We start from the raw sequence: 19,832 nt of genomic DNA, 5'->3' as shown, positions 1-19,832 counted from the left end.
AGATGCGAGGGTGCGATGCGGGCGAGCCGTTCACCCTTTGTTCGGAAATGGAAGAGCGTGTAAGGAGATGGCGCGGCGGGTGATGTTTTGCAGCGAGTGCATGAAGGACGTGGCGAGGTCCTGGAAAAGCTCACCTCCTGGATTCGCTCACCTTTGCGCGGTCTCCTGGAATTCCTCACCTTTCCTCGTGATGGGCGTCTCCTAAAACTCCTCACCATCCTGGAAGAGCTCACCTTCGCCGCGCCTTCCATAGAATCAAAACTTCACCTTCACCTGAAACCCCACCGTGAACGGCAGGTTATCTGAAGGAATCGGCGGGATGACGATGAAGTTCGCGCCAACGCGTTTGTATTCGACCATCACGATCGGCGCCACCACCGGTCCGATCGTATGGTTGCGCCCAAGACCCCAGTTGCCGTAGTTGTAGCCCGAAATAATCCCGCCAATCGCGGCGATCCGCACGATCCCCCAGTGCGCGAACTCCGGCGCCCAGACGCCGCCGCCATAATAAGAAGGCCGCCGCAACGAGTTGCGAAAGCCCCCGGCGGTCACGGCCCACTGATTGTTGATCCAGCACTCGACGCCAAGACCCGGATTGAACTGCTCGAAGTCGGTGTTCGGATCGGGGTCGATATGGTACGAGCCGAGCATCGCATCGACCCATATCCCGCCCTCGCACCAATCGCCCGCGTGCGCCGTCGAGGCCATGGCCAGACCCGCGACGAGCGCCACCGCCGTGCGCCGGATGTGTGTTTGAATCTGCCGAAAGTGCATGTCTTCTCCGCCACCGGTCGAGCGCCGGGGTCATCGGTGTTTGTGTATTGCTGCTTGCTGTCCGTCGCGCACTGTACCTCAACCCGCGATTGCGATGTCGAGGATGCGCTCGGACGACTGGCATGCGGACGCCCGTGACGAGCGCGTTGCAACGATAGCGGAAAACCGATGGCAAGCGGATGAAGACAGGCGAAAGCGCGGCTCGACAGCCGCGCCGGCTCAGAGCCCGAGATCGGAGAGGCCCGGATGATCGTCCGGACGGCGGCCGAGCGTCCAGTGATACAGGCGGTCGGCCTCGCGAATGGGCAGATCGTTGATGCTCGCGTGACGGCGCGCCATCAGCCCATGTTCATCGAACTCCCAGTTCTCGTTGCCGTACGAGCGGTACCAGTGGTTCGAATCGTCATGCCACTCGTAGGCAAAGCGCACCGCGATACGGTGATCGCTGAACGCCCATAGCTCCTTGATCAAGCGGTAGTCCAGTTCCCTTGCCCATTTGCGCTGCAGCAGCCCGACAATCTCCGCACGACCCTGGATGAACTCGGCGCGATTGCGCCACACGCTGTCCGGCGTGTAGGCGAGCGAGACCCGTTGCGGGTCGCGCGTGTTCCAGCCGTCTTCCGCGGCGCGCACTTTCTGGATCGCGGTGTCGCGGGTGAACGGTGGAAGCGGAGGGCGGGTTTCGATGGTATCGGCCATGATCTTTTCCTTGCGAGGTTTGGTTGCGAGTTCAGGTTTGTCGGGAACGCTAGGACTATTGCCGGGACTATTCGCGCGCGTCGAGGGCGTCGAGCAGGACCTGAGCCGCAGCCCGTGCATCGAGCGCAGCGTCGGCTTCTCCACTGACCAGCGCCACGGCAATCGCACCGTCGAGCAGAATCAGCCACTGTCGGGCGAGGCGCGCGCTTCGCCGCGAATCGAGTTGCAACTGCGCGGCGTAGTCGTCGCATTGCGTGCGCACGAAAGCGAGCAGACGCTCCTTGTGTTCGCGCGCCACGACGCGGATGGGATCGTCCGCAGAGGCGATTTCTCCGGCGGCGTTGAGAAACGCGCAGCCATGAAAATCCGCCGACATGAACCACTCGCGCAACACGTCGAACATGCCGAGCAGCCGCTTGCGCGCTGTCGTGCCGCGACGGTGCGTGCCCGCGATGAACCAGTTCATCCAGCGTTCGTCGCGTCGCTCGAGCGCGGCCGCGACCAGCGCGTCTTTCGATTCGAAATGTGTGTAGAAACTCTTACGGGCCGTGCCGGACTGCTTGACGATGGCGTCGACACCCGTGGCATGAATGCCGCCCGCGTAGATCAACGCTTCGGCCGCCTGCAGTAGACGCTCGCGGGCGCCGCCGGTTGGAACGGTGTCGGTCTCAGAAGCGGTTCTAGCAGCGGTTTCAGTATGTTTGGCCATCCGCGAAGAGTAGAACGATCATTCTCCCGCGTCAACATTTTTCGTGCCGACGGTGTATGTTGTGGTCTCCATCAGCCGACGGGAACGAACCTCATGCTCTCTTCAAACATCCGGGCAGTGCTCGGCCGCGCGTTGCTCGGCGTGACCGTGTTCACGGCGGTGGCATGTACGCCGGTGCAAGTGCTCACGCATACGGTCAGTCAGAACGAAACGCGCGTGCCCCCGGGCCAATATGCGCTCGATCCGGACCATTGCAGCATTACGTTCGATGTCGATCACTTCAAGTACACGCGTTTTACGATGCGCTTCGACCGCAAGCAGGGACAACTCGACTGGCACGATGGGGGAATGGACAGCAGCGTCGCGACGATCGTCGTCGACGCCGAAAGTGTCGACACGAACGTGCCGGCGCTGGACAAGATGGTGAAAGGCGCGAACATGCTCGATGTGTCGCGTTATCCGGAGATCCGTTTTGTCAGCACGCACTTCGAACGCAGCGGAGAATCGCGCGGCACGTTGACGGGTGATCTGACGATACACGGGGTCACGCAGCCCGTTTCGCTCGATGTGAGCTTCAACGGCTTTGGGCGCGATCCGCTGAACAAAAAAGACACGCTCGGGTTTTCCGCAGACGGCCATTTCAGCCGCGCGAAGTTTGGTTTGTCGACGTGGTATCCGGCGGTCGGCGACGACATTCACGTGCGCATTCAGGCGGAGTTCGTTAAAACGCCCGCAGGCGCGTAAGCACGGTGCGGGCGTTTTTATTGGCGATCGGGCAGACGCTTGCGCCTTAAGCGTTAAGCGGCTGCCGTCCAGTCGAGAATCACCTTGCCACTCTCGCCCGAGAGCATCGTCGCGAATGCCTGCTGATAGTCGTCGACCTTGAAGCGGTGCGTGAGAATCGGCGAAAGATCCAGACCGCTTTGCAGCATGGCGACCATCTTGTACCAGGTCTCGAACATCTCACGGCCGTAAATGCCCTTGATCTCGAGGCCTTTGAAGATCACCTGGGTCCAGTCGATCGCCGTTTGCGCGGGCGGAATGCCGAGCAGCGCAATCTTGCCGCCATGGTTCATCGCTTCGAGCATGCTGGTGAATGCGCTCGGCACGCCCGACATCTCGAGACCGACGTCGAAACCTTCGGCCATATGCAATTCGGCCATCACATCGCCGAGCGATTCGCGTGAGACGTTGACCGCGCGCGTCGCGCCCATCTTGCGCGCGAGTTCGAGTCGATAGTCGTTGACGTCGGTGATCACCACGTTGCGCGCGCCGACATGCTTCGCGATGGCGACGGCCATGATGCCGATCGGGCCGGCGCCGGTAATCAGCACGTCCTCGCCGACCAGATTGAACGACAGCGCGGTATGCGTGGCATTGCCGAACGGATCGAAGATTGCGGCCAGATCGTCGGAGATTTCCGGCGGAATTCTGAACGCGTTGAAGGCGGGAATCACAAGATATTCGGCGAATGCGCCTTCGCGATTCACGCCGACGCCGACCGTATTGCGACACAGATGGCGGCGGCCGGCGCGGCAGTTCCGGCAGAAGCCGCAGGTGATGTGGCCTTCGCCGGACACCCGGTCGCCAATCGCGAAACCGCGGACCTCCTGGCCCATTTCGACGATTTCGCCCACGTATTCGTGGCCGACGTGCATGGGCACCGGAATGGTTTTCTGCGCCCAGTCGTCCCATTTCCAGATGTGGATGTCGGTGCCGCAAATCGCCGTGCGCGTAATGCGGATCATCACGTCGTTATGACCGACTTCGGGCTTGTCGACATCGGTGAGCGTGAGGCCGGGCGCGCGTTCGAGTTTTGCCAGTGCTTTCATGAATGATGGGCTCCGTTTCGGATCAGGCGGCAATCACGCCGAGTTTCCGGCCGACGCGCGCGAAAGCATCCACCGCGCGATCGATCTGTTCCGGCGTGTGCGCCGCGCTCATCTGCGTGCGGATGCGCGCGCGCCCTTTGGGAACGACGGGGAACGAGAAGCCGATGACGTAGACGCCTTCTTGCAGCAGCGCATCCGCCATGCTGGAAGCCAGTTGAGCGTCGCCGAGCATGACCGGGATGATGGGATGTTCGCCCGGCACTAGCGTGAAGCCGAGCGCGCTCATCGCCTCGCGAAAACGCGCGCCGTTCTCACGAACACGGGCGCGCAACTGGGCGCCTTCATCGCTGGCAAGCAGGTCGAGTACTTCGAGCGAGGCGGCGGCGATACTCGGGGTAAGCGTGTTGGAGAACAGATAGGGGCGCGAGCGCTGGCGCAGCAACTCCACGATTTCCTTGCGCGCCGCGACGTAGCCGCCCGATGCGCCACCCAACGCTTTACCGAGCGTGCCGGTGATGATGTCGATACGCGAGAGCACGCCGCAATGTTCCGGCGTGCCGCGTCCGTGTTCGCCGACAAAACCGACTGCATGCGAGTCGTCGACCATGACGAGCGCGCCGTAACGGTCGGCCAGATCGCAGATGCCGGCCAGGTTGGCAATGATGCCGTCCATGGAGAACACGCCGTCGGTCGCGATCAGCTTGAAGCGTGCGCCGGCGGCATCGGCTTCCTGCAGTCGCGCTTCGAGATCGGCAAGGTCGTTGTTCTTGTAGCGGAAGCGCTTTGCCTTGCAAAGCCGCACGCCGTCGATGATGCTCGCGTGGTTCAGTTCGTCGCTGATAATCGCGTCGTGTTCGTCGAGTAGCGTTTCGAACAGGCCGCCGTTCGCGTCGAAACAGCTGGAGTAAAGAATGCAATCGTCCGTTTGCAGGAAGGCGGAGAGCGCCTGCTCGAGTTCCTTGTGAACCGTTTGCGTGCCGCAGATAAAGCGGACCGATGCCATGCCGAAACCGTCGCGCTCGAGACCACTTCGCGCTGCCTCGATGAGCCGGGCATCGTTCGCCAGACCCAGATAGTTGTTGGCGCAGAAGTTCAGGACTTCCGCGCCATTCGCGAGCCGCACGTCCGCCGATTGCGGGCTGGCGATCACGCGTTCGTTCTTGTAAAAACCGTCGGCGCGAATCTGTTCGAGTGTGCCGCGCAAATGGGCAAGGTAATGATCACGCATGAACCAGACTCCTTCCTGAATGAGTGAGTGCGGCCTGCGTGGCATGTTCGCCCACGCGGCGGCCTGCTATAGTCGGCTGTCAGTTTTATCGGATATTTTCGTTTTTTCGAACTAAATTCCGGTATATCGAAAAACTCTAAACGATGGGTCAGTAAATGGCAAGTTCGGGTATCCGCCGTGCGGCAGGCAAAACCCCGGTTCCCGGAGGCGTATCGGCGAGCAATGTATCGGCTTCCACGGTTGCGGCGCCGCCGCGCGTCGGCGAGCAGATTCAACGCCTGCGCGCCGAGCGGCGGATGACGCTCGACGACCTGTCGCGCGCGGCCGGCGTGTCGAAATCGATGCTGTCGGAAATCGAACGCGACAAAGCGAATCCAACCATCGCGGTCGCCTGGCGGCTGACCAACGCGCTTGGCGTCAGCCTCGATTCGCTGTTCGCGCCGCAAAAAGCGCCGGAGGCGATCGCCGTTTCTGGTCCGCACGAGATTCCGACCTTGAGCGGTCACGAAGCCAGGTATCAGTTGCGGGTGTGGGGGCCCATCGAGCTGGCGGGCAAGTTCGAGTGGTACGAACTCACGTTGCAGGCAGGCGGAGCGTTGGTGTCGAATGCTCATGAACCCGGTACGCGCGAGCATCTGACGGTGCTGCAGGGAGCGATTGAAATCGAGGCCGCCGGCACGACCCGGCGTTTGAAGGCGGCGGATACCGCGCGCTATGTCGCCGACGAACCGCACGCGATACGCAACGTCGGCAAGAGCGAGGCGAAGGCTTTGCTTGTGGTGATTCACGGCTAGGTCCGAGGCTCACCGCCCGAAACCTTGCTGACTCGCACGAGGCGGCCCGCGGCGAGGAGTTGTCGGATTCCAGGCTGTGCTCGCGGTTGCGTCGAACACTGTATATTTGTACAGTACGGGGTATCGATTGGAGCCGATCATGAACGACCTGACCCCTCACGCGAGCGCCCGGACCGACCACTCGCTCGCCGCGCTGCGCTATCGCACTGCGGCGCGCGATCTCGAACATATCGTGCGTAATATCGCGGCACGCTACATCGTTCAGGCAGTGCCGCTAACCTGGCGCCTGCTGCATGGCATCGAGGCCGAAGCCTTGGCCGATCTCGGCTTTGCCAGCCGGCACGACGCATTAATGCTGGGGTTGTTTCAACGGCCCTCCGATATCCCGTATCCCGAAACGGACGAGGCGGTCGACTTCGGTACGTCGACGGCATTGCCTGCCGTTTTCGCGTTCGCGGTATCGGCTTATGAAGAAGCCGCGCGCAAAGCCACCTCTACGACGCTCGACAATCCGTTGCCGAAACGGGCGCGCGCCTGGGGAGATTGAATCCGGGCGGGCTCGACCGGTTGGCAAAGCGCCGATTCATCTACAATGCGCGCAACTAACGGAACGAATGCCCATGTCCCCTCCGCATCTTTTCGAGCCCGCGTCCAAGCCCACGCCATCGACCGACCTGTTCGACCAGCAGCGAGAAGACTGGCGGCGAAACCCGCAGATAGCGTTCGATGCCTGGCTCGCCAAACAGCATTTCCGTCAGTCCTCTGCGAGTGTCTATCAGGCGCAATGGGGGCTTTTTCTGGACTGGATCGGCGAGCGGCAGAAAAATCTCACCACCGTGGATACCGCAACGATCGCCCAGTTCGTCGCCAGTCTTCCGATTCGCAAACCACAACGGGTGCGTTATTTGAGGCTGATCGAGCGCGTGCTCGATCACGTCCGCGAGATCGAATCGGCTTCGACCAATCCTGCACGCTTCATCGCCCAAGACGGCGATGCGGCCTGGCGAAACGCCCGCGACAACGAACCGACCGGCTTTCTGAATCATCGGGAACGCGCAGCGTTGATCGCCGAGCTTTTCGCCCCGCTGCCGGATTTGTCCGCCGCACAGCGTTGGCGCGAGCGGCGCGACCGTGCGCTGGTCGCCGTCTTTCTCGGTGGCGGAGTGAAAACCGGCGAAGCGGCCGCGCTTACGGTTAGTTGCGTGCGGGAGGGGTCGCCGTGGGTCACCATCGAGTCCGCGAATCCCATGCAAACACGGCGCACACGACTCGCGCCGTTCGCGGTCGCCGTGCTCGACGCGTGGCTTGCCGAGCGGCGACTTTCCGAACTGCCGGGCAATCTCGTGTTTCCCGCCGCGCCCTCCGGACGCCCGATGCACAAGGCGACCATGCTGCGGGCAATCGATGCGCTGGTGGAAGCCGCTGGATTCGCCGCATCACGGGGCTTGCGCGCCAGTCCGCATACGCTGCGCAATACGTTCGCGGCGGAGTTATTCGAGAACGGCGTCGAGGCGGAACTGGTCGGGCAATGGCTGGGCTTCGTTCAGCCAGTGTCGTCCAACCGGTTGTATCGAGCGTGGCAAGCATGGGCGGATCAGCAGGAATTGTCGTCTGAAAACGAACCGGATCCGGCCGCCCTGCCGATGGCCGCACCCCGGCGTGATGGCCGTCTGGTCAGAAAACCGGGAGCGGACGAGGCCTGAAAGTCCTCACCTTTAGTCTCCCGAATTTCCTCACCTTAAGCGGGTCCTGCGGGTCACGACGACGCCGCAACCGGGTCGTTTGCTTCGAAGCGGCTCAGTGCTTCGAGGCGAGACTCGGCGAGTCCCGACGAATAATCACACTCCGGGCATTGCAATTCGAAGCGGTGATCGACTTGCGAGAGCTCCGGCTCGCCTTCCTCGCACTTCGGGCAGTGCGGCGGCAACGGCACGTGACCGTCGACCGCGGTGCCGATCGCGCGTAGCTCTTCCGGGGAAAGTCGTCCCGATCCGGCCAGCGAGCAGAGTAGCTGCGCAATCGACGGATCGATCCCCTGTTGTGCCCGCAGCGTCGCGACTTCCTTGCTCAATGCGTCCAGTTCGTCGGACTGCTCGCGCAGTTGCGCGTCCAGCCGATCGCCGCGCGCCTTGGCCGTTGCAATCTGCTGAATGAACTCGAATTCCTTGCGACTCGCGTCGCGCACTCCCGTTTGATACGTCGCGGCCATGCTGCGCAACGAGTCCAGCTCGACCAGCATGGGCTTTACGCGGCGCTCGGCCTCGCCGACCGCGTCCTTGATTTGCTGGGCATAGTGCTCGGTGCGCTCGCGCAACTCGACATGCAAGGTGTCGATCCGGTCGCGCAAGCTGCTTTGGCTCACCAGTTCGGTGTCGAGACGTTGCCGCAACGCGTCGTTCTCGCGCTCGAGGCGCAAGACGTTGGCGTGCAGCCCTTGTTGCTCGCTGTTGCCTTGGGTGGTGGCGCTGGATAACGCGGTCTCGAGTTCGCGAATGCGTTCCCATGCGGATTGCGCGCGTTGCTCACTTCGCTGGATCGCTTCTTCCGCGGCTTCCCGACGTATTTCCGCTTCACGAACACGAGAATCGGCAGTGTTCATCTGATCGCGTAGGTCGCTGCGTTCGTCGTCTAGCGTCACGCGCGCCTGGGCGACCGCTTCTTCGAAAAGTGCGCCGAGCAATTCGCCCGCACGTTCTTCCAATGCTTTCGGGATGGCGCCGGCGCCAATCTTGATGCGCGATGCGTTTCGGATGCGCTCCCAGAAGTGATCGATGTCTTTCGGGATATCGCTTGCGCTGCCGGATTGAGTCAGATCCCGGACTGCGGTCATGGACGGGCGAATGCCCAAATCGAAAAAGAGACGCTTGCAGGCGTGCAATGAAAGCTCTTGCCGTCGGGCTCCGCCTTCCCGCATGACTTCAAGCTCGCTGCGAATGGCTTGTTTTTCCTGATCCAGATTCATCGACACCTCGATACTTGCTCAAAAGTGTTCGGATAATAACAATTTACGTAACGTTCGATACGATTTTTCAAGTGGCAAGGTTGCGGTGCGGTTTTTTGATCGTGTCTTGCCAAAAGGTCCATCACGGACTCGCCTTTGGCTTAATTTCCCGTGAAACAAAACTAAGAGTTGGCCGTAAATCTTTGTATACAAAAGGGTTTGGTGCCCATAGGAGTGTTTGCGCACTGTTTCACGGAGAGAGTGCCTTGCCTGGTGCTGGGTTGCAAGCATTTTTCCGAAGGACACTCGGGAAGCGCTAGAGAGTAATAAAAGTAAACACCTTTGAACCCATGTTAAAAACGTTAACGCCACGGCAAAGCCTTACCAGGCTGGGGTTTCAGACCGATGAGGTGAAGCTTTACGGGAGTGATGGTGAGCTACCGCGGGATTCAGCAGTGATGAGGTTCGGGAGGCTCGGTGAGCGGGTGCGGGACAGAACGTGAGCAGGTTCAGGAGCCGGCCTGAAAGTGTAGTAATTCCAAAGGTGAGGTTTTTCGGGACATTCGCGCTGTGAACCGCCCGACAGCGCACGATTGAAGGGAGCGCGTGACGGTCGGTGACCGGTGAGGGCTTTCGGGACTTGCCCAAACCGGGTTTTTCGGGTGTTTTGATGGTGCGTAAACCCCGTTGGTGAGGCATATCGGGAGCCAAACGCCATCGAGGGTGAGATTTTACGGGGCATGAGCCTCGTTTTTGCCTTATTTTTGTGCAACGCGGGGGTAAGGTGAGGTTTTTCGGGAGCAGAAGGGGCCGGGGCGGATGGAATCGGGATGTCGATGCGAAACGCCAGATGAGACGGCTATTGGCAAAGGTGAGGAAATCCGGGGGCGTGGTCGGCTGCGCGGGATCGCGGTCGACCTTGGGGCATGTTGTGCCTTCAGGTGAGACTTTTCGGGAGCGATTTCCAGGTCTTTGGGCCGCTTAGGTGAGGAAATACAGGATGAGAACCCGCTCTGATGGCCGGAAAAGCCCTACTGGTGCAGTTTCGACATGGAATCGTCGAACCATAGAAAACTCTCAAGGTGAGGTTTTTCGGGACTATGTCGGGTGGGTGATTTGAAGGTCGATCTGGGTGGGAATAAGGGCAAAGGTGAGATTTTTCGGGAGGCGAGTGGAAAATACGAAGCCAGCTATATTCGATAAGTATATGAAAACATGAATCTATTTTTGATCGAGAAGCATAGGTGAGCGTTTTCGGGAGCGTGTTGTTGCGGACAACCATCTCGCCCAAGAAAGGCAAAGGTGAGGCTTTTCGGGAACCGTTATCGCCGCTTCTCTTCGACCATCGCTCGGAAAACGGCGTCGTTTGGCGCGATGCGTGAATCTAAAGGTGAGGATATTCAGGGGAGATCCGGAGCGTTTGAAGATCGCGCTATGTTCTGCGGTATGCGTCGGGCCGGCGTCGCTTCCGCTGCAGGCCGGCTATTGAGCCCGGTTACGGCGCATCGTAGCCCTCGTCGAGACGGTTTCAGCGCGAACGGGTACTTCGGTCCTGTGAGCGATCTACCCCGCTACGTAGCGCGTCGGCATCGCGCCGGTGATGTCTCCAGCCGCCAAGTTCGTGAAAAAAATTTGAGGTGAGAAGATTCGGGATGGATTGGGTCCGGTTCGCGACAACCGTTAAAACACCGCCAAACGCCTGGCCCGCGACGCAAAAGGATGCAGCGAACCTGGACCCGAATCGTCGAGGTGAGTCTTTTCGGGAATCGTTCGAGGTGAGTCATGCTTCGTAAACTCACTTCACCCGCAACGGTGAGAGTCGAGCTGTAGACGCTTATCACCACAGCCGGTATGCTCTCGCCAAATCCCTCCTCGACCTGACGCATGGCCACGAAGCGCGCGAAGAAGACCGATGTAGTCAGCCCGAGCTCGGCCGAGTTGCGCAAAGCCGTCGAGGCGATCGCGATTCAGCCCAAGAGCGGCAAAATCACTCTGCTCACCCGCAAGCTGTTCAACGTGCTGCTCGCCGTTGCGCAGCAGGCAGACGAATCGGGCGACACCTACCGGGCCTTGCTCTCCGACATCGTCGCTAACTCCGCCTTCGATTCGAACGACACTGCGCTCGTCAAGGAGCACTTACGACGCATGGTGTCGGTTCAGGTGGAATGGAGCACGGGCACGTCGAGTCAGAAACCCGGCCGGAAATGGGGCATCTCGACGTTGATTGCGGACGCCGAAATTCTCGAAGATCCGACGACCCGTCGCGTCTGGGTGGAGTTCTCGTTTGCGCCGAAGATCAAAAAGAAGCTGCTCGATCCGGTCCAGTACGCGCGATTGAGTCTTCAGTTTCAAAGCCAGTTGCGCAGTAGCGCCGGGTTGGCGCTCTACGAAATCTGCGTTCGTTACCTGACCAATCCGAGCCACCTGACCATGCGGGAATCGTGGGACTGGTGGCGGCCGATTCTCTCCGGTACGCCCGATACCGAAGCGGGCGACGAAGCGAAGCGTGAGTACAAATACTTCAAGCGCGATTACCTGCGCCCGGCCATTGCCGAGGTGAATGCGGTCACCAACATCTTCGTCGAACTGATCGAGCATCGGGAAGGACGCCGGGTCGCCGAAATCCAGTTCAGGGTGACAGAGCGCAAGCAACCGATGCTGGCGCTCGACGAGCATCCGAACGTCTTCGACAGCACGCTGGTCGACCGGATGGTGAAGATCGGCATTCCGCTAAAGGAAGCGCAAACGCTATACGCCGACAGCGAGGAAAACCGCATTCGCGCGGCTTTGCAGATGACCGAACAGCGCATGCGCAGCACGTCGTTGCCGGCGGTGCGGAGCGCGCCGGCTCTGTTCAAGGACGCGCTGAAAAAGGGTTATGCGCCGCCGGTCGAGGTGCTGCCTACCGCGGGTGGCGCCAAGGCCGCCGTGGCCGCGCCGGCCGACGATCTGAAAGCGCGTCTCCTGAGCGAATACTCGGCCTACCGCCGCAAGGAAGCCCGCGAACTTTACGAAGAGCAAGGGGAGATGGAGCGCGATGTCGCGCGGCAGTCGTTCGAAGAGGACGAATTGCCCGGTATGGGTTCGCACATGCGTGACGACTGGCGTCGTCGCGGACTGGATTCGAAAATCGTGGAGACCGCGTTCTTCGACTGGTTGGCTCGCAGGACGTGGGGCGAACCGACCGATGGCGATCTGCTTGCTTTCACCTTGAGCCAGTCTCGCGCGGCTTGATCGCTGAATGGTGGTGAAGGGGCGGGGGCTGGCAACCGGGTCAGGTTGCTGGCAGCCTCCCGGCTTCTTTCATTTGATCGTCACTTCAGCATCTTTTCGATCTGTTTGAGAATCTCGTCGCGTTTTTCCCGCGTGAGCCCTTTCAATCGCAATTCGATCCGATCGTCGCCGTACGACTTGAGATCGCCCACCGACACCCCGCCGAGTTTGATCTCGAGTCGCTGCGCGTAGCGTTGGCGACCCGCTGGCTTGCTGCTCTCCTGAGCGGTGGCTCGACCCTTCACGATGTCCGCGACCTGACGCGTGCTGAGGTCGTCCGAGAGAATCTTGTTGATCAGCCGCAGCGTTGCGTCGGCGCCGCGAGCGGTGTGATAGCGACCGACCTGATACGCCATGTTGGAACCAAAGCGGTCAGGGCGCGCGACCATCTCGTGCATAACGGCTTCGGGCAGCTTGGCGACGGACAGCGCAACGGCGACTGTCGATTCGTCGAGGCCAAGGTGTTCAGCGAGTTCTTTCTGACTCTGGAAATGACGGTCGTCGAGAAAGCGCTTCCAGACGACCGCATTGTCGAACACAGTTTGAGAATCGCGCTGGACATTGAGATCGTAGCCGAGCTTGTAGCTCTGGATGCCGATTGGAAGATCGATGACGATCGCCTTCACGGCTTCCTTGTTGGCTTCCTTCAACGCGCGCACGCGTCGGCCACCATCGCTGACGAAATAGGTGCCGGGATTGTCGTAATCGGGAATGACGTGAATGGCTTGCTGTTGCCCTTGCTTTGCCAGGTTGACGGCCAACTCCGCGATCGACGATTTCACGTAGAAATGTCGCGGGTTGAACGGACTCGGCTTGATGGTCTTCAGCGGCAACTCGATGACCTGGCCGGGTCGATATGCGTGTTCGGTTCGCCATGCGCGATACGCGGCAGATTCGTTGGCGGCGTCGATCGTGTCGGAGTCGGCAACGTTGTATGTGGCGCTGGATGTTGTTGCACGCGAGAGCGCTTCCGTTCCGGCCGGTCCGTTTTTGACCAGACCGTCGATGGCGTTCAGCCTGTCGAGCGCAGTCCGTTTTTCGCTGCTGGTCGTATCAGGACGTGCTTGAAAGCCTTTGGCAAATTGGGAGGGTTTCATTCAGGGTCCTTTATGCGCATAAATTCACGGGAGCAAGGCGGCGATCTCGTTGGCGCACGCCCTGACTTCGATGGCAGCGAGCTTCGCGCCGCGATCGTTCATCTGAAGCACAGTCTGTCCTAACGCCATCGCCTGTTTGTAGGCTTCGCGCGTGGGGATCTGGGTTTTCAGCAACGGGAAGCCAAGTTCTTCGAGAGCGCGTTTTAGTTCGCGCGTCAGCATCCGTTTCTCTTCTGTCTTGTTGAGGAGGAACACCGCGCGCAGATCTTCGTTCATCACCTGCGCTTGCTGGACGAGTTTGACGAGACCGACGCTCGACCAGTAATCCGCTGGCGAAGAGGACGTGGGCATGACTGCCACGCTGGCTGCCAGGAGGACCACGCCGGATACTTTTTCGGTGATGGAAGGTGGGCAGTCGACCACGATGATGTCGTAGTCGGCCACGAACTTCTTGATCTCTCGGTGGATCTGGCTGCCCGCTTCGGAGAGGTTGATGACCGGGAATGGGATGCCGTTGTCGCCGGAGGATGCGCTAGCCCAATGAACCAGAGTGTTTTGCCCGTCGGCGTCTACGACGAGTACGCGCTTACCCTTCTCATGAAAAGCCGCGCCGAGGTGCATCGCGATTGTGCTCTTGCCGACTCCGCCCTTCTGCTGTGTGACCGCGATGATTTCTGCTGCCAATCTTCACCTCCTCTTTTTAGACGCAAACGGATTTTACCTGGATGAATTGGCATTTCAATCGTTTTTGTGTAAACACAAGAACGATTAGCCGATCGGCCTAGGTTTATGCGCATAAAGAGGCGAGGGCGGAGGTTGGCGCGGACGAGGGATGGGGGAGCTTTGATAGAAAGTCTGTCGCTAAAGGTGGCAGAAGGTGTTGTGATACACCTCGGCCGTGTTTGGACAGAGGATAGATCGGTCGTAGTCGGCGAAGGTCGCTGCTTGCGATTCGAGCAGAGGTTCTCAGGCGAGCGCGGACGCGTCACCGAACGCGCGACAAAATGCCGAGACCGCCGAGACCGCCGAGACCGCCGAGACCGCCGAGACCGCCGAGACCGCCGAGACCGCCGAGACCGCCGAGACCGCCGAGACCGCCGAGACCGCCGAGACCGCCGAGACCGCCGAGACCGCCGAGACCGCCGAGACCGCCGAGACCGCCGAGACCGGCCGCGACGGTTTATGCGCATAAAGTCGGCTTGCACCTGCCCTGCTTGCCGACGCGGTCCGAGAAACGAGTCAGGCGCGGGTTGCTTGCGTCTGCATCGACGGGATGCAATCCATCCGCAGATTCCCCCGCATCGAAGCGACCGAAGTCTCGCCCCCCGCCAAACTTTATGCGCATAAACCCATCCCCTCACCCCGGGTAAAATCCCCCGACCCCTAGCTCGCACCGATAACCCGCCACCAAACCGCAGCCACACCCGACCTCATGATCACGATCTACCACAACCCCCGCTGTTCCAAATCGCGCGCCGCATTAGAACTGATCACTGGCGCTTACAACCCGTCAAACGAGCCCACCGAAATAGTCGAGTATCTGAAGCAGCCGCTAACGGTCGCCGAGCTGGAGCAACTCAACGAAAAGCTGGCGTGTCCCATCCGCGAAATGATTCGCGACACCGAGCCGGAATACAAAGAGCTCCGACTCGCCGATACCTCCCTAACGGACACGCAACTTTACGAAGCTCTGGCGGCTCACCCCATCCTTCTGCAACGACCCATCGTAGTTCGGAACGGCCGAGCCGTGATCGGCCGCCCGCCCGAAAACGTCGCTGCACTGTTCTCATGAGCCAGACGAGGCCCGCGGCCAGACTTATGCTTTAGCCGACAACGCTGCCTCCGTCGTCACGATCTTCTTCGGAATTAAACGCAAGTCGGTAAACGTATCGGCTATACGCTGTTGCTCCGCCAGCACACCCGCATCGACCGGTTTATAGATGTGCTCGTAGTGCCTCAGTCCAGCTTCGATCACGCTCGCATCCAATCCCTGAATCGGCGCAAGCTGGGCGGCAGCCTCGCCAAAGTGACCGCGCACCCATGCGCCTTCTCTACTGACTTCGTCCATCGTGATCGCCAGCACGTCGCCGTGCTGTTCGGCAAAAGGTCGTGCACTCAAGAAGAATTGATGATGGCTGGCAATACCTTGGGCATCGGTCAGCAGGCGAGCGTTCGACTGTCGCTTCGCCGCTTCCAGGAATGGATCCCAGATTGCCCATGCGTCGATTGCGCCTCGCTCGAACGCAGCGCGAGCATCGGCCGGTGCAAGATAAACCGGTTCGATCTCGCTGAATTTCACGCCGCTTTTCTGCAGCGCCGCGATCAGAAACCAGTGCACATCCGAGCCCTTGTTCAACGCGATCTTCTTTCCCTTCAGATCCGCCACGGTTTTGATCGGCGCATCCTGATGAACGAGGATACCTTCAGCATGCGGCGTCGGAATTTCATATGCGGTGTAGACGAAGTTAGCCCCCGCAGCCTGAGCGAATACCGGCGGCGCCTCACCGACATAACCGAAGTCGATCGCCCCGACATTCAGCCCTTCCAGCAATTGCGGCCCAGCGGGAAACTCGGTCCATTTGACGGTGATGCCAAGCGGCGCGAGACGCTTTTCCAGCGTGCCGTGCGATTTCAACAAAACCAGTGTGCTTGCCGCCTTCTGATATCCAATGCGAAATTCCTTGGCCTGCGCGCCAGCGGCTAGTGCCGGGCTCGAAGCAAAAGGAAACGCGGCAGCAACGATCGAAGCGCCTACGCCGGTAAGAAAAGTGCGCCGTGTCAGCAGCGGAAGATGGGACATAAAAAGAAGCTCGTCTAAAGAACGGACGCAAAACGGACCGATTGACTAAAACGATAAATCCTCTGCTCCATTAGACGAACCGATCATTTCGCATAAGCAAATCACGCTGCGAACGAGAGGCTGACGCCCCTTGACGAACCGGCTCAACCTGCAGCCCCGCGAGCCCGGCTGTTTCCCATCATCGCCCGCCGCTACAATCCGTCATCCCGAAGCGGCACCGGCCGTCCCAACAAACCAGGAAGAATCGTGACTCCGATCACCACCCTCGCGCCATGGGCCGCCCATGACACCCAACTCATCCTGTCATGTGTGCTCGGACTCGCGCTGATCATCGTCTTTATCAGCGTGCTGAAACTCGCCCCGTTCCTGTCGATCCTCGTCGGCACCTTCGCCGCGGGCTTCTCCGCTGGACTGCCGCTCGAGGCGGTGGCGAGTGCGTTTAGCAAAGGCGCGGGTGCCTTGCTCGGCGACGTGGGCATCATCATCGCGCTTGGCGCCATGCTTGGCGCACTAATGGCGGAATCCGGAGCCGCCGACCGGCTCGTTTCCACGATTCTCAAGCACTCCACGCCCCGCACCTTGCCGTGGATGATGGCGCTGGTCGCACTCATCATCGGCCTGCCGTTATTTTTCGAAGTCGGCCTCGTGATGATGGTGCCAATCATCTTCGTGATGGCGCGCCGTTCGCAACAACCGATTCTGCGTATCGCCATCCCCGCGCTCGCTGGCATGACGACGCTGCATGCGTTGTTGCCGCCGCATCCGGGTCCACTGATCGCCGTCAGTGCCTTGCATGCCGACCTCGGCTTGACGCTCGGGCTGGGTCTGATCGTCGCGATTCCTGCGGTCATTCTGGCGGGTCCGTTGTATGGCATCTGGCTCTCCAAACGCATGCACGTGGTCGAGCCGAAAGAAATGAGCACGCTGTTTCCCGAGCAGCAGGACGCCGCCGGGCAGCCTGGTTTCGCCATCTCGCTTCTTACGATTTTGCTGCCGGTCGCGCTGATGCTCGGCCGCACGGTTGCCAAGCTGCTGTTGCGACCCGAGACTCTGCTGTTCGATACGCTGAATTTTCTAGGTGAGCCTTTGGTCGCGCTGGGCCTCACCGTGCTGTTCGCGGTCGTTGCGCTTGGCTGGTCTCGCGGCATGGCGCGCGAAAGGGTCGGCGGGATTCTACGCAAAAGCTTGCCGCCGATTGCCGCGCTGCTGCTGACGATCGGCGCGGGTGGCGGCCTGAAGCAGGCCTTGGTGGTCGCGGGCATCAGCACGACGGTCGGCAAGATAGCCGTCGGCGCGCATTTACCGCTGATTTTGCTGGCCTGGCTGATTGCCGTGGCATTGCGTCAGGCAACCGGCTCCGCGACGGTGGCCACCACGACGACCGCCGGTATCGTTGCGCCGGTCGTCGCGGGCCTCAGCGCGACGCACAACTCGCTGATGGCGCTGGCGATCGGCTCGGGCTCGGTGTTCTTCTGCCATGTAAACGACGCCGGTTTCTGGATGGTGCGCGAGTATTTCGGCTTGCAACTCAAACAGACGGTGCTGGTGTGGTCGGTTCTCCAGACCATCGTTTCGGTCGTCGGACTGGTCTTGACGTTAGTGATGTGGACACTGTTGACCTGACCCGGAGGCCGCGCACGTAAGACCCGGAAGTCTCCCAACGATTTAGAAACTCGTGCCACCAAAAATGGAGCAACCATGCTTGAACTCAGACCTTCTTGCGAAGGATGCGGCAAGGCTTTGCCGCCGAACGCCACCGACGCGATGATCTGCACCTACGAGTGCACTTTTTGCGAAGTCTGCGCGCTCGGCACACTGCGCAACGTGTGCCCGAACTGCGGCGGCAATTTTCAGCATCGCCCGATCCGCACGCGGGCGCAGCTAGTAAAGCATCCGGCAGGGCACGAGGTCCATCCGATCTCAATCGACACCGTTGCACACGATGATTTCTTCGAGCGCTACCGGGACACGCCAGCAAGCAAACGTTGATCGCAGATTATTGCGAAAATTGAAATCTGATCGTTTAAAAAATCCAACGATCGATAATTATTGCGATATTTGAGAAAATATCTTTTCGTATTAAGTGTTTGTAGGGAAACCCCGAATTGCTAATCTCCTCTCCATCGATCGCACCTGATCGCGAACCAACGCCGAAGAGGAGTAGCACCATGAAACGCATTCTGACCGCCCTGATCGCTTCCGTCGCTCTGTTTTCCGCCGCATCGGGCGTGGCCAACGCTGCTGCTCCGGCGCAGTGCAACGGTCCGGCATCGTACTGCAACGTGTTTTTCGGTAACTGATCAAACCGGTCCAGCAAGTGCCGCAGGCGATCGCCGCCAAATGAAAAGGGCGCCCATTCGGGCGCCCTTTTCCGTTAACCCGTGTTCGCGCACTGCTTTGGCACGACCTAAGCAACAGTCGCGCCCGCGCTGCGAATCCGCGAGGATTTGCTCTATTAACGTGTTACAGTAGGTCAACCGCCGCCGCTCCACGAGTGCGCTGGCCGTTCCTCACGCAATCCCCTCGCTTGTCCCGCGCCCTGAATGAACAGGGTCCCTCCTCTACCAACCTCGCGTCGATCCGTTGCCCTGTTGCAAGTTGTCGCCTTCGATGTAGCGTCCACAACTCGCCGCACTTTGCCCGCATCGCCGCTCACCTGTTTTTCGTCGAAACGCCGCCGGTTCGCAGGCAATCCGCCGCACAGCGCGACCTTCACGAAAGACCTCACGGAGACGACTACCATGAACAACACGATCCGAAGCTACCGGGGTCTCGAGATTTATCCGCTGGTTTATCCGCACCAGCCGCGTGGGGTCGATGGCGTGCGCCACTACGATTCCGGTTTCGATGCCGCCGTGCGCATCTGCCGCCGCGGCACCGACGATACGGTGACCAGCAGCCGGGTATTCCGCGTGCCGAGCGGTTCGCCGTTTGGCGCAGCGGGCGATGCGCGCATCGCCTCGGCGAGTTACGCCGAGCGGGTCATCGACGGTATGGTGGCCGGCCAGTCGGTTGCCGGACTCTGATGCGCGCGCCGATGCCCAGTTACGCTACCCGGCGCGCACAAAGCGCCAACCCTCCCGCTCTGCCGGGCCGTGCCAATTATCAGGTTATGGCGTCGTCGCGCCGTACATCGAGCGGTACGGTGCCGACTTTGAAAGTGATCCGTTTGAGTGACGAACGGGTGATCTACCCGTTCCAAGGCCATGCGGACATGCCGTTTTTCGACGATGGCGAAGCCGCGCAATCCTATGCCGAAGCCTATGGCTGGCAACTCGTGGATGGCGACATCGCCGTGCCGGAGTAAGCGCCGGCACTAATCGCGGGCGGCAGCGCATCTAACCCGGCGCAACCGTCAGCGCTTGCCGCCGCCATCGATACCGCCTCCCTGCCGCCATACCTCCTTGCCGCGTTCCGACAATTCGCCGGAGCTATGCTCCGCGTCGGCCTGCGTGCCATCGACAGCCATGTCGCCACCGGGTTGCTCCTGTGCCCGCTGCTTCTGCTTCTTGCGGGCGGCAACGGCTTCGTCGTGCGATTTGCCTGCGTAATCGAGTGTCATGATGGGCTCCTCCAAAGTGGGCTCCACTCTCGTTGCAGCAAGCGCCGTACTTGCTCTCGCGATTCCCGACTACCGCAGACCCTCCCGGTCGCGTTTCCGCAAAACGCGGTGACCACATTTGCC

Annotated in this window: 21 protein-coding genes; 11 read left to right on the top strand and 10 right to left on the bottom strand. The window is 60.4% G+C overall.

Annotated elements, in window-relative coordinates; genetic code table 11:
* Window positions 1-255: 255 nt before the first annotated feature.
* The 3 genes from FQ746_RS28065 to FQ746_RS28055 form a co-directional block, all read right to left on the bottom strand.
* Entirely contained in the window at window positions 256-774 is a 519-nt protein-coding gene (locus tag FQ746_RS28065) for a hypothetical protein (protein ID WP_144113054.1), read from the bottom strand.
* A gap of 219 nt (window positions 775-993) precedes the next feature.
* Window positions 994-1,473: a DUF1348 family protein gene (locus tag FQ746_RS28060; RefSeq protein ID WP_144113053.1), complete on the bottom strand. Its 480-nt coding sequence runs from the start codon at window positions 1,471-1,473 to the stop codon at window positions 994-996.
* Between the two features lie 67 nt (window positions 1,474-1,540).
* Entirely contained in the window at window positions 1,541-2,182 is a 642-nt protein-coding gene (locus FQ746_RS28055; RefSeq protein WP_144113052.1) for a TetR/AcrR family transcriptional regulator, read from the bottom strand.
* Between the two features lie 93 nt (window positions 2,183-2,275).
* Here FQ746_RS28055 and FQ746_RS28050 point away from each other — a divergent pair, with 93 nt between their 5' ends.
* Complete coding sequence (locus FQ746_RS28050; RefSeq protein WP_144113051.1) at window positions 2,276-2,926, top strand: YceI family protein; 651 nt, start codon at window positions 2,276-2,278, stop codon at window positions 2,924-2,926.
* Between the two features lie 53 nt (window positions 2,927-2,979).
* Here FQ746_RS28050 and tdh read toward each other — a convergent pair whose 3' ends face one another.
* A complete protein-coding gene (gene tdh, locus FQ746_RS28045; RefSeq protein WP_144113050.1) occupies window positions 2,980-4,014 on the bottom strand; it encodes an L-threonine 3-dehydrogenase in 1,035 nt (344 codons plus the stop codon).
* Window positions 4,015-4,036: 22 nt separating this feature from the next.
* Window positions 4,037-5,242 (bottom strand): glycine C-acetyltransferase, encoded by a 1,206-nt coding sequence (locus FQ746_RS28040; protein ID WP_144113049.1) that lies wholly within the window; start codon window positions 5,240-5,242, stop codon window positions 4,037-4,039.
* A 155-nt stretch (window positions 5,243-5,397) separates the two neighbouring features.
* On the opposite strand from FQ746_RS28040, the gene FQ746_RS28035 reads away from it, so the two are divergent.
* The 3 genes from FQ746_RS28035 (at window position 5,398) to FQ746_RS28025 (ending at window position 7,739) form a co-directional block, all read left to right on the top strand.
* On the top strand, window positions 5,398-6,036 hold the full coding sequence (locus FQ746_RS28035) for a helix-turn-helix domain-containing protein (protein WP_144113048.1): 639 nt from the start codon (window positions 5,398-5,400) through the stop codon (window positions 6,034-6,036).
* Window positions 6,037-6,175: 139 nt separating this feature from the next.
* Complete coding sequence (locus tag FQ746_RS28030) at window positions 6,176-6,583, top strand: DUF2471 family protein (protein ID WP_144113047.1); 408 nt, start codon at window positions 6,176-6,178, stop codon at window positions 6,581-6,583.
* A gap of 73 nt (window positions 6,584-6,656) precedes the next feature.
* Window positions 6,657-7,739 carry a tyrosine-type recombinase/integrase gene (locus FQ746_RS28025; RefSeq protein WP_144113046.1) on the top strand — a complete coding sequence of 361 codons (1,083 nt, stop codon included), beginning with the start codon at window positions 6,657-6,659 and terminating at the stop codon, window positions 7,737-7,739.
* Between the two features lie 53 nt (window positions 7,740-7,792).
* Here the strand turns inward: FQ746_RS28025 and FQ746_RS28020 are convergent, their stop codons facing one another.
* Window positions 7,793-8,998: a DNA-binding protein gene (locus FQ746_RS28020; protein ID WP_144113045.1), complete on the bottom strand. Its 1,206-nt coding sequence runs from the start codon at window positions 8,996-8,998 to the stop codon at window positions 7,793-7,795.
* A 1,863-nt stretch (window positions 8,999-10,861) separates the two neighbouring features.
* On the opposite strand from FQ746_RS28020, the gene FQ746_RS28015 reads away from it, so the two are divergent.
* Complete coding sequence (locus tag FQ746_RS28015) at window positions 10,862-12,211, top strand: replication initiation protein (protein WP_144113044.1); 1,350 nt, start codon at window positions 10,862-10,864, stop codon at window positions 12,209-12,211.
* Between the two features lie 80 nt (window positions 12,212-12,291).
* Here FQ746_RS28015 and FQ746_RS28010 read toward each other — a convergent pair whose 3' ends face one another.
* Both FQ746_RS28010 and parA read right to left on the bottom strand, forming a co-directional pair.
* Window positions 12,292-13,347 carry a ParB/RepB/Spo0J family partition protein gene (locus tag FQ746_RS28010; protein ID WP_144113043.1) on the bottom strand — a complete coding sequence of 352 codons (1,056 nt, stop codon included), beginning with the start codon at window positions 13,345-13,347 and terminating at the stop codon, window positions 12,292-12,294.
* Window positions 13,348-13,371: 24 nt separating this feature from the next.
* Window positions 13,372-14,031 carry a ParA family partition ATPase gene (gene parA, locus FQ746_RS28005; RefSeq protein ID WP_144113042.1) on the bottom strand — a complete coding sequence of 220 codons (660 nt, stop codon included), beginning with the start codon at window positions 14,029-14,031 and terminating at the stop codon, window positions 13,372-13,374.
* A gap of 748 nt (window positions 14,032-14,779) precedes the next feature.
* On the opposite strand from parA, the gene arsC reads away from it, so the two are divergent.
* The gene (arsC, locus tag FQ746_RS27995) at window positions 14,780-15,139 is read left to right on the top strand and encodes an arsenate reductase (glutaredoxin) (RefSeq protein WP_144113041.1); all 360 of its coding nucleotides are present in this window, start codon (window positions 14,780-14,782) and stop codon (window positions 15,137-15,139) included.
* A 24-nt stretch (window positions 15,140-15,163) separates the two neighbouring features.
* Here the strand turns inward: arsC and FQ746_RS27990 are convergent, their stop codons facing one another.
* Window positions 15,164-16,147, bottom strand: coding sequence for a sulfonate ABC transporter substrate-binding protein (locus FQ746_RS27990; RefSeq protein WP_144113040.1), 984 nt, complete (start codon window positions 16,145-16,147; stop codon window positions 15,164-15,166).
* Between the two features lie 246 nt (window positions 16,148-16,393).
* On the opposite strand from FQ746_RS27990, the gene FQ746_RS27985 reads away from it, so the two are divergent.
* From FQ746_RS27985 to FQ746_RS35525, 5 genes are all read left to right on the top strand, one after another.
* Complete coding sequence (locus FQ746_RS27985) at window positions 16,394-17,770, top strand: gluconate:H+ symporter (protein WP_144113039.1); 1,377 nt, start codon at window positions 16,394-16,396, stop codon at window positions 17,768-17,770.
* A gap of 75 nt (window positions 17,771-17,845) precedes the next feature.
* On the top strand, window positions 17,846-18,136 hold the full coding sequence (locus tag FQ746_RS27980; RefSeq protein ID WP_144113038.1) for a DUF1272 domain-containing protein: 291 nt from the start codon (window positions 17,846-17,848) through the stop codon (window positions 18,134-18,136).
* A 179-nt stretch (window positions 18,137-18,315) separates the two neighbouring features.
* Window positions 18,316-18,447: a hypothetical protein gene (locus FQ746_RS35355; protein WP_260854182.1), complete on the top strand. Its 132-nt coding sequence runs from the start codon at window positions 18,316-18,318 to the stop codon at window positions 18,445-18,447.
* A gap of 441 nt (window positions 18,448-18,888) precedes the next feature.
* Window positions 18,889-19,173, top strand: coding sequence for a hypothetical protein (locus tag FQ746_RS27975; protein ID WP_144113037.1), 285 nt, complete (start codon window positions 18,889-18,891; stop codon window positions 19,171-19,173).
* Window positions 19,173-19,454 (top strand): DUF6723 family protein, encoded by a 282-nt coding sequence (locus tag FQ746_RS35525; protein ID WP_144113036.1) that lies wholly within the window; start codon window positions 19,173-19,175, stop codon window positions 19,452-19,454. The genes FQ746_RS27975 and FQ746_RS35525 overlap by 1 nt, the downstream gene beginning before the upstream one ends.
* Before the next feature lie 48 nt (window positions 19,455-19,502).
* Here the strand turns inward: FQ746_RS35525 and FQ746_RS27965 are convergent, their stop codons facing one another.
* Window positions 19,503-19,709, bottom strand: coding sequence for a hypothetical protein (locus FQ746_RS27965; protein WP_144113035.1), 207 nt, complete (start codon window positions 19,707-19,709; stop codon window positions 19,503-19,505).
* Window positions 19,710-19,832 lie beyond the last annotated feature (123 nt).

This window comes from Paraburkholderia sp. BCC1886 (assembly GCF_900996245.1).
Taxonomy (GTDB): domain Bacteria; phylum Pseudomonadota; class Gammaproteobacteria; order Burkholderiales; family Burkholderiaceae; genus Paraburkholderia.
The sequence above is the reverse complement of the archived record's forward strand: the minus strand, read 5'-3'. Positions and strand labels throughout refer to the sequence as shown.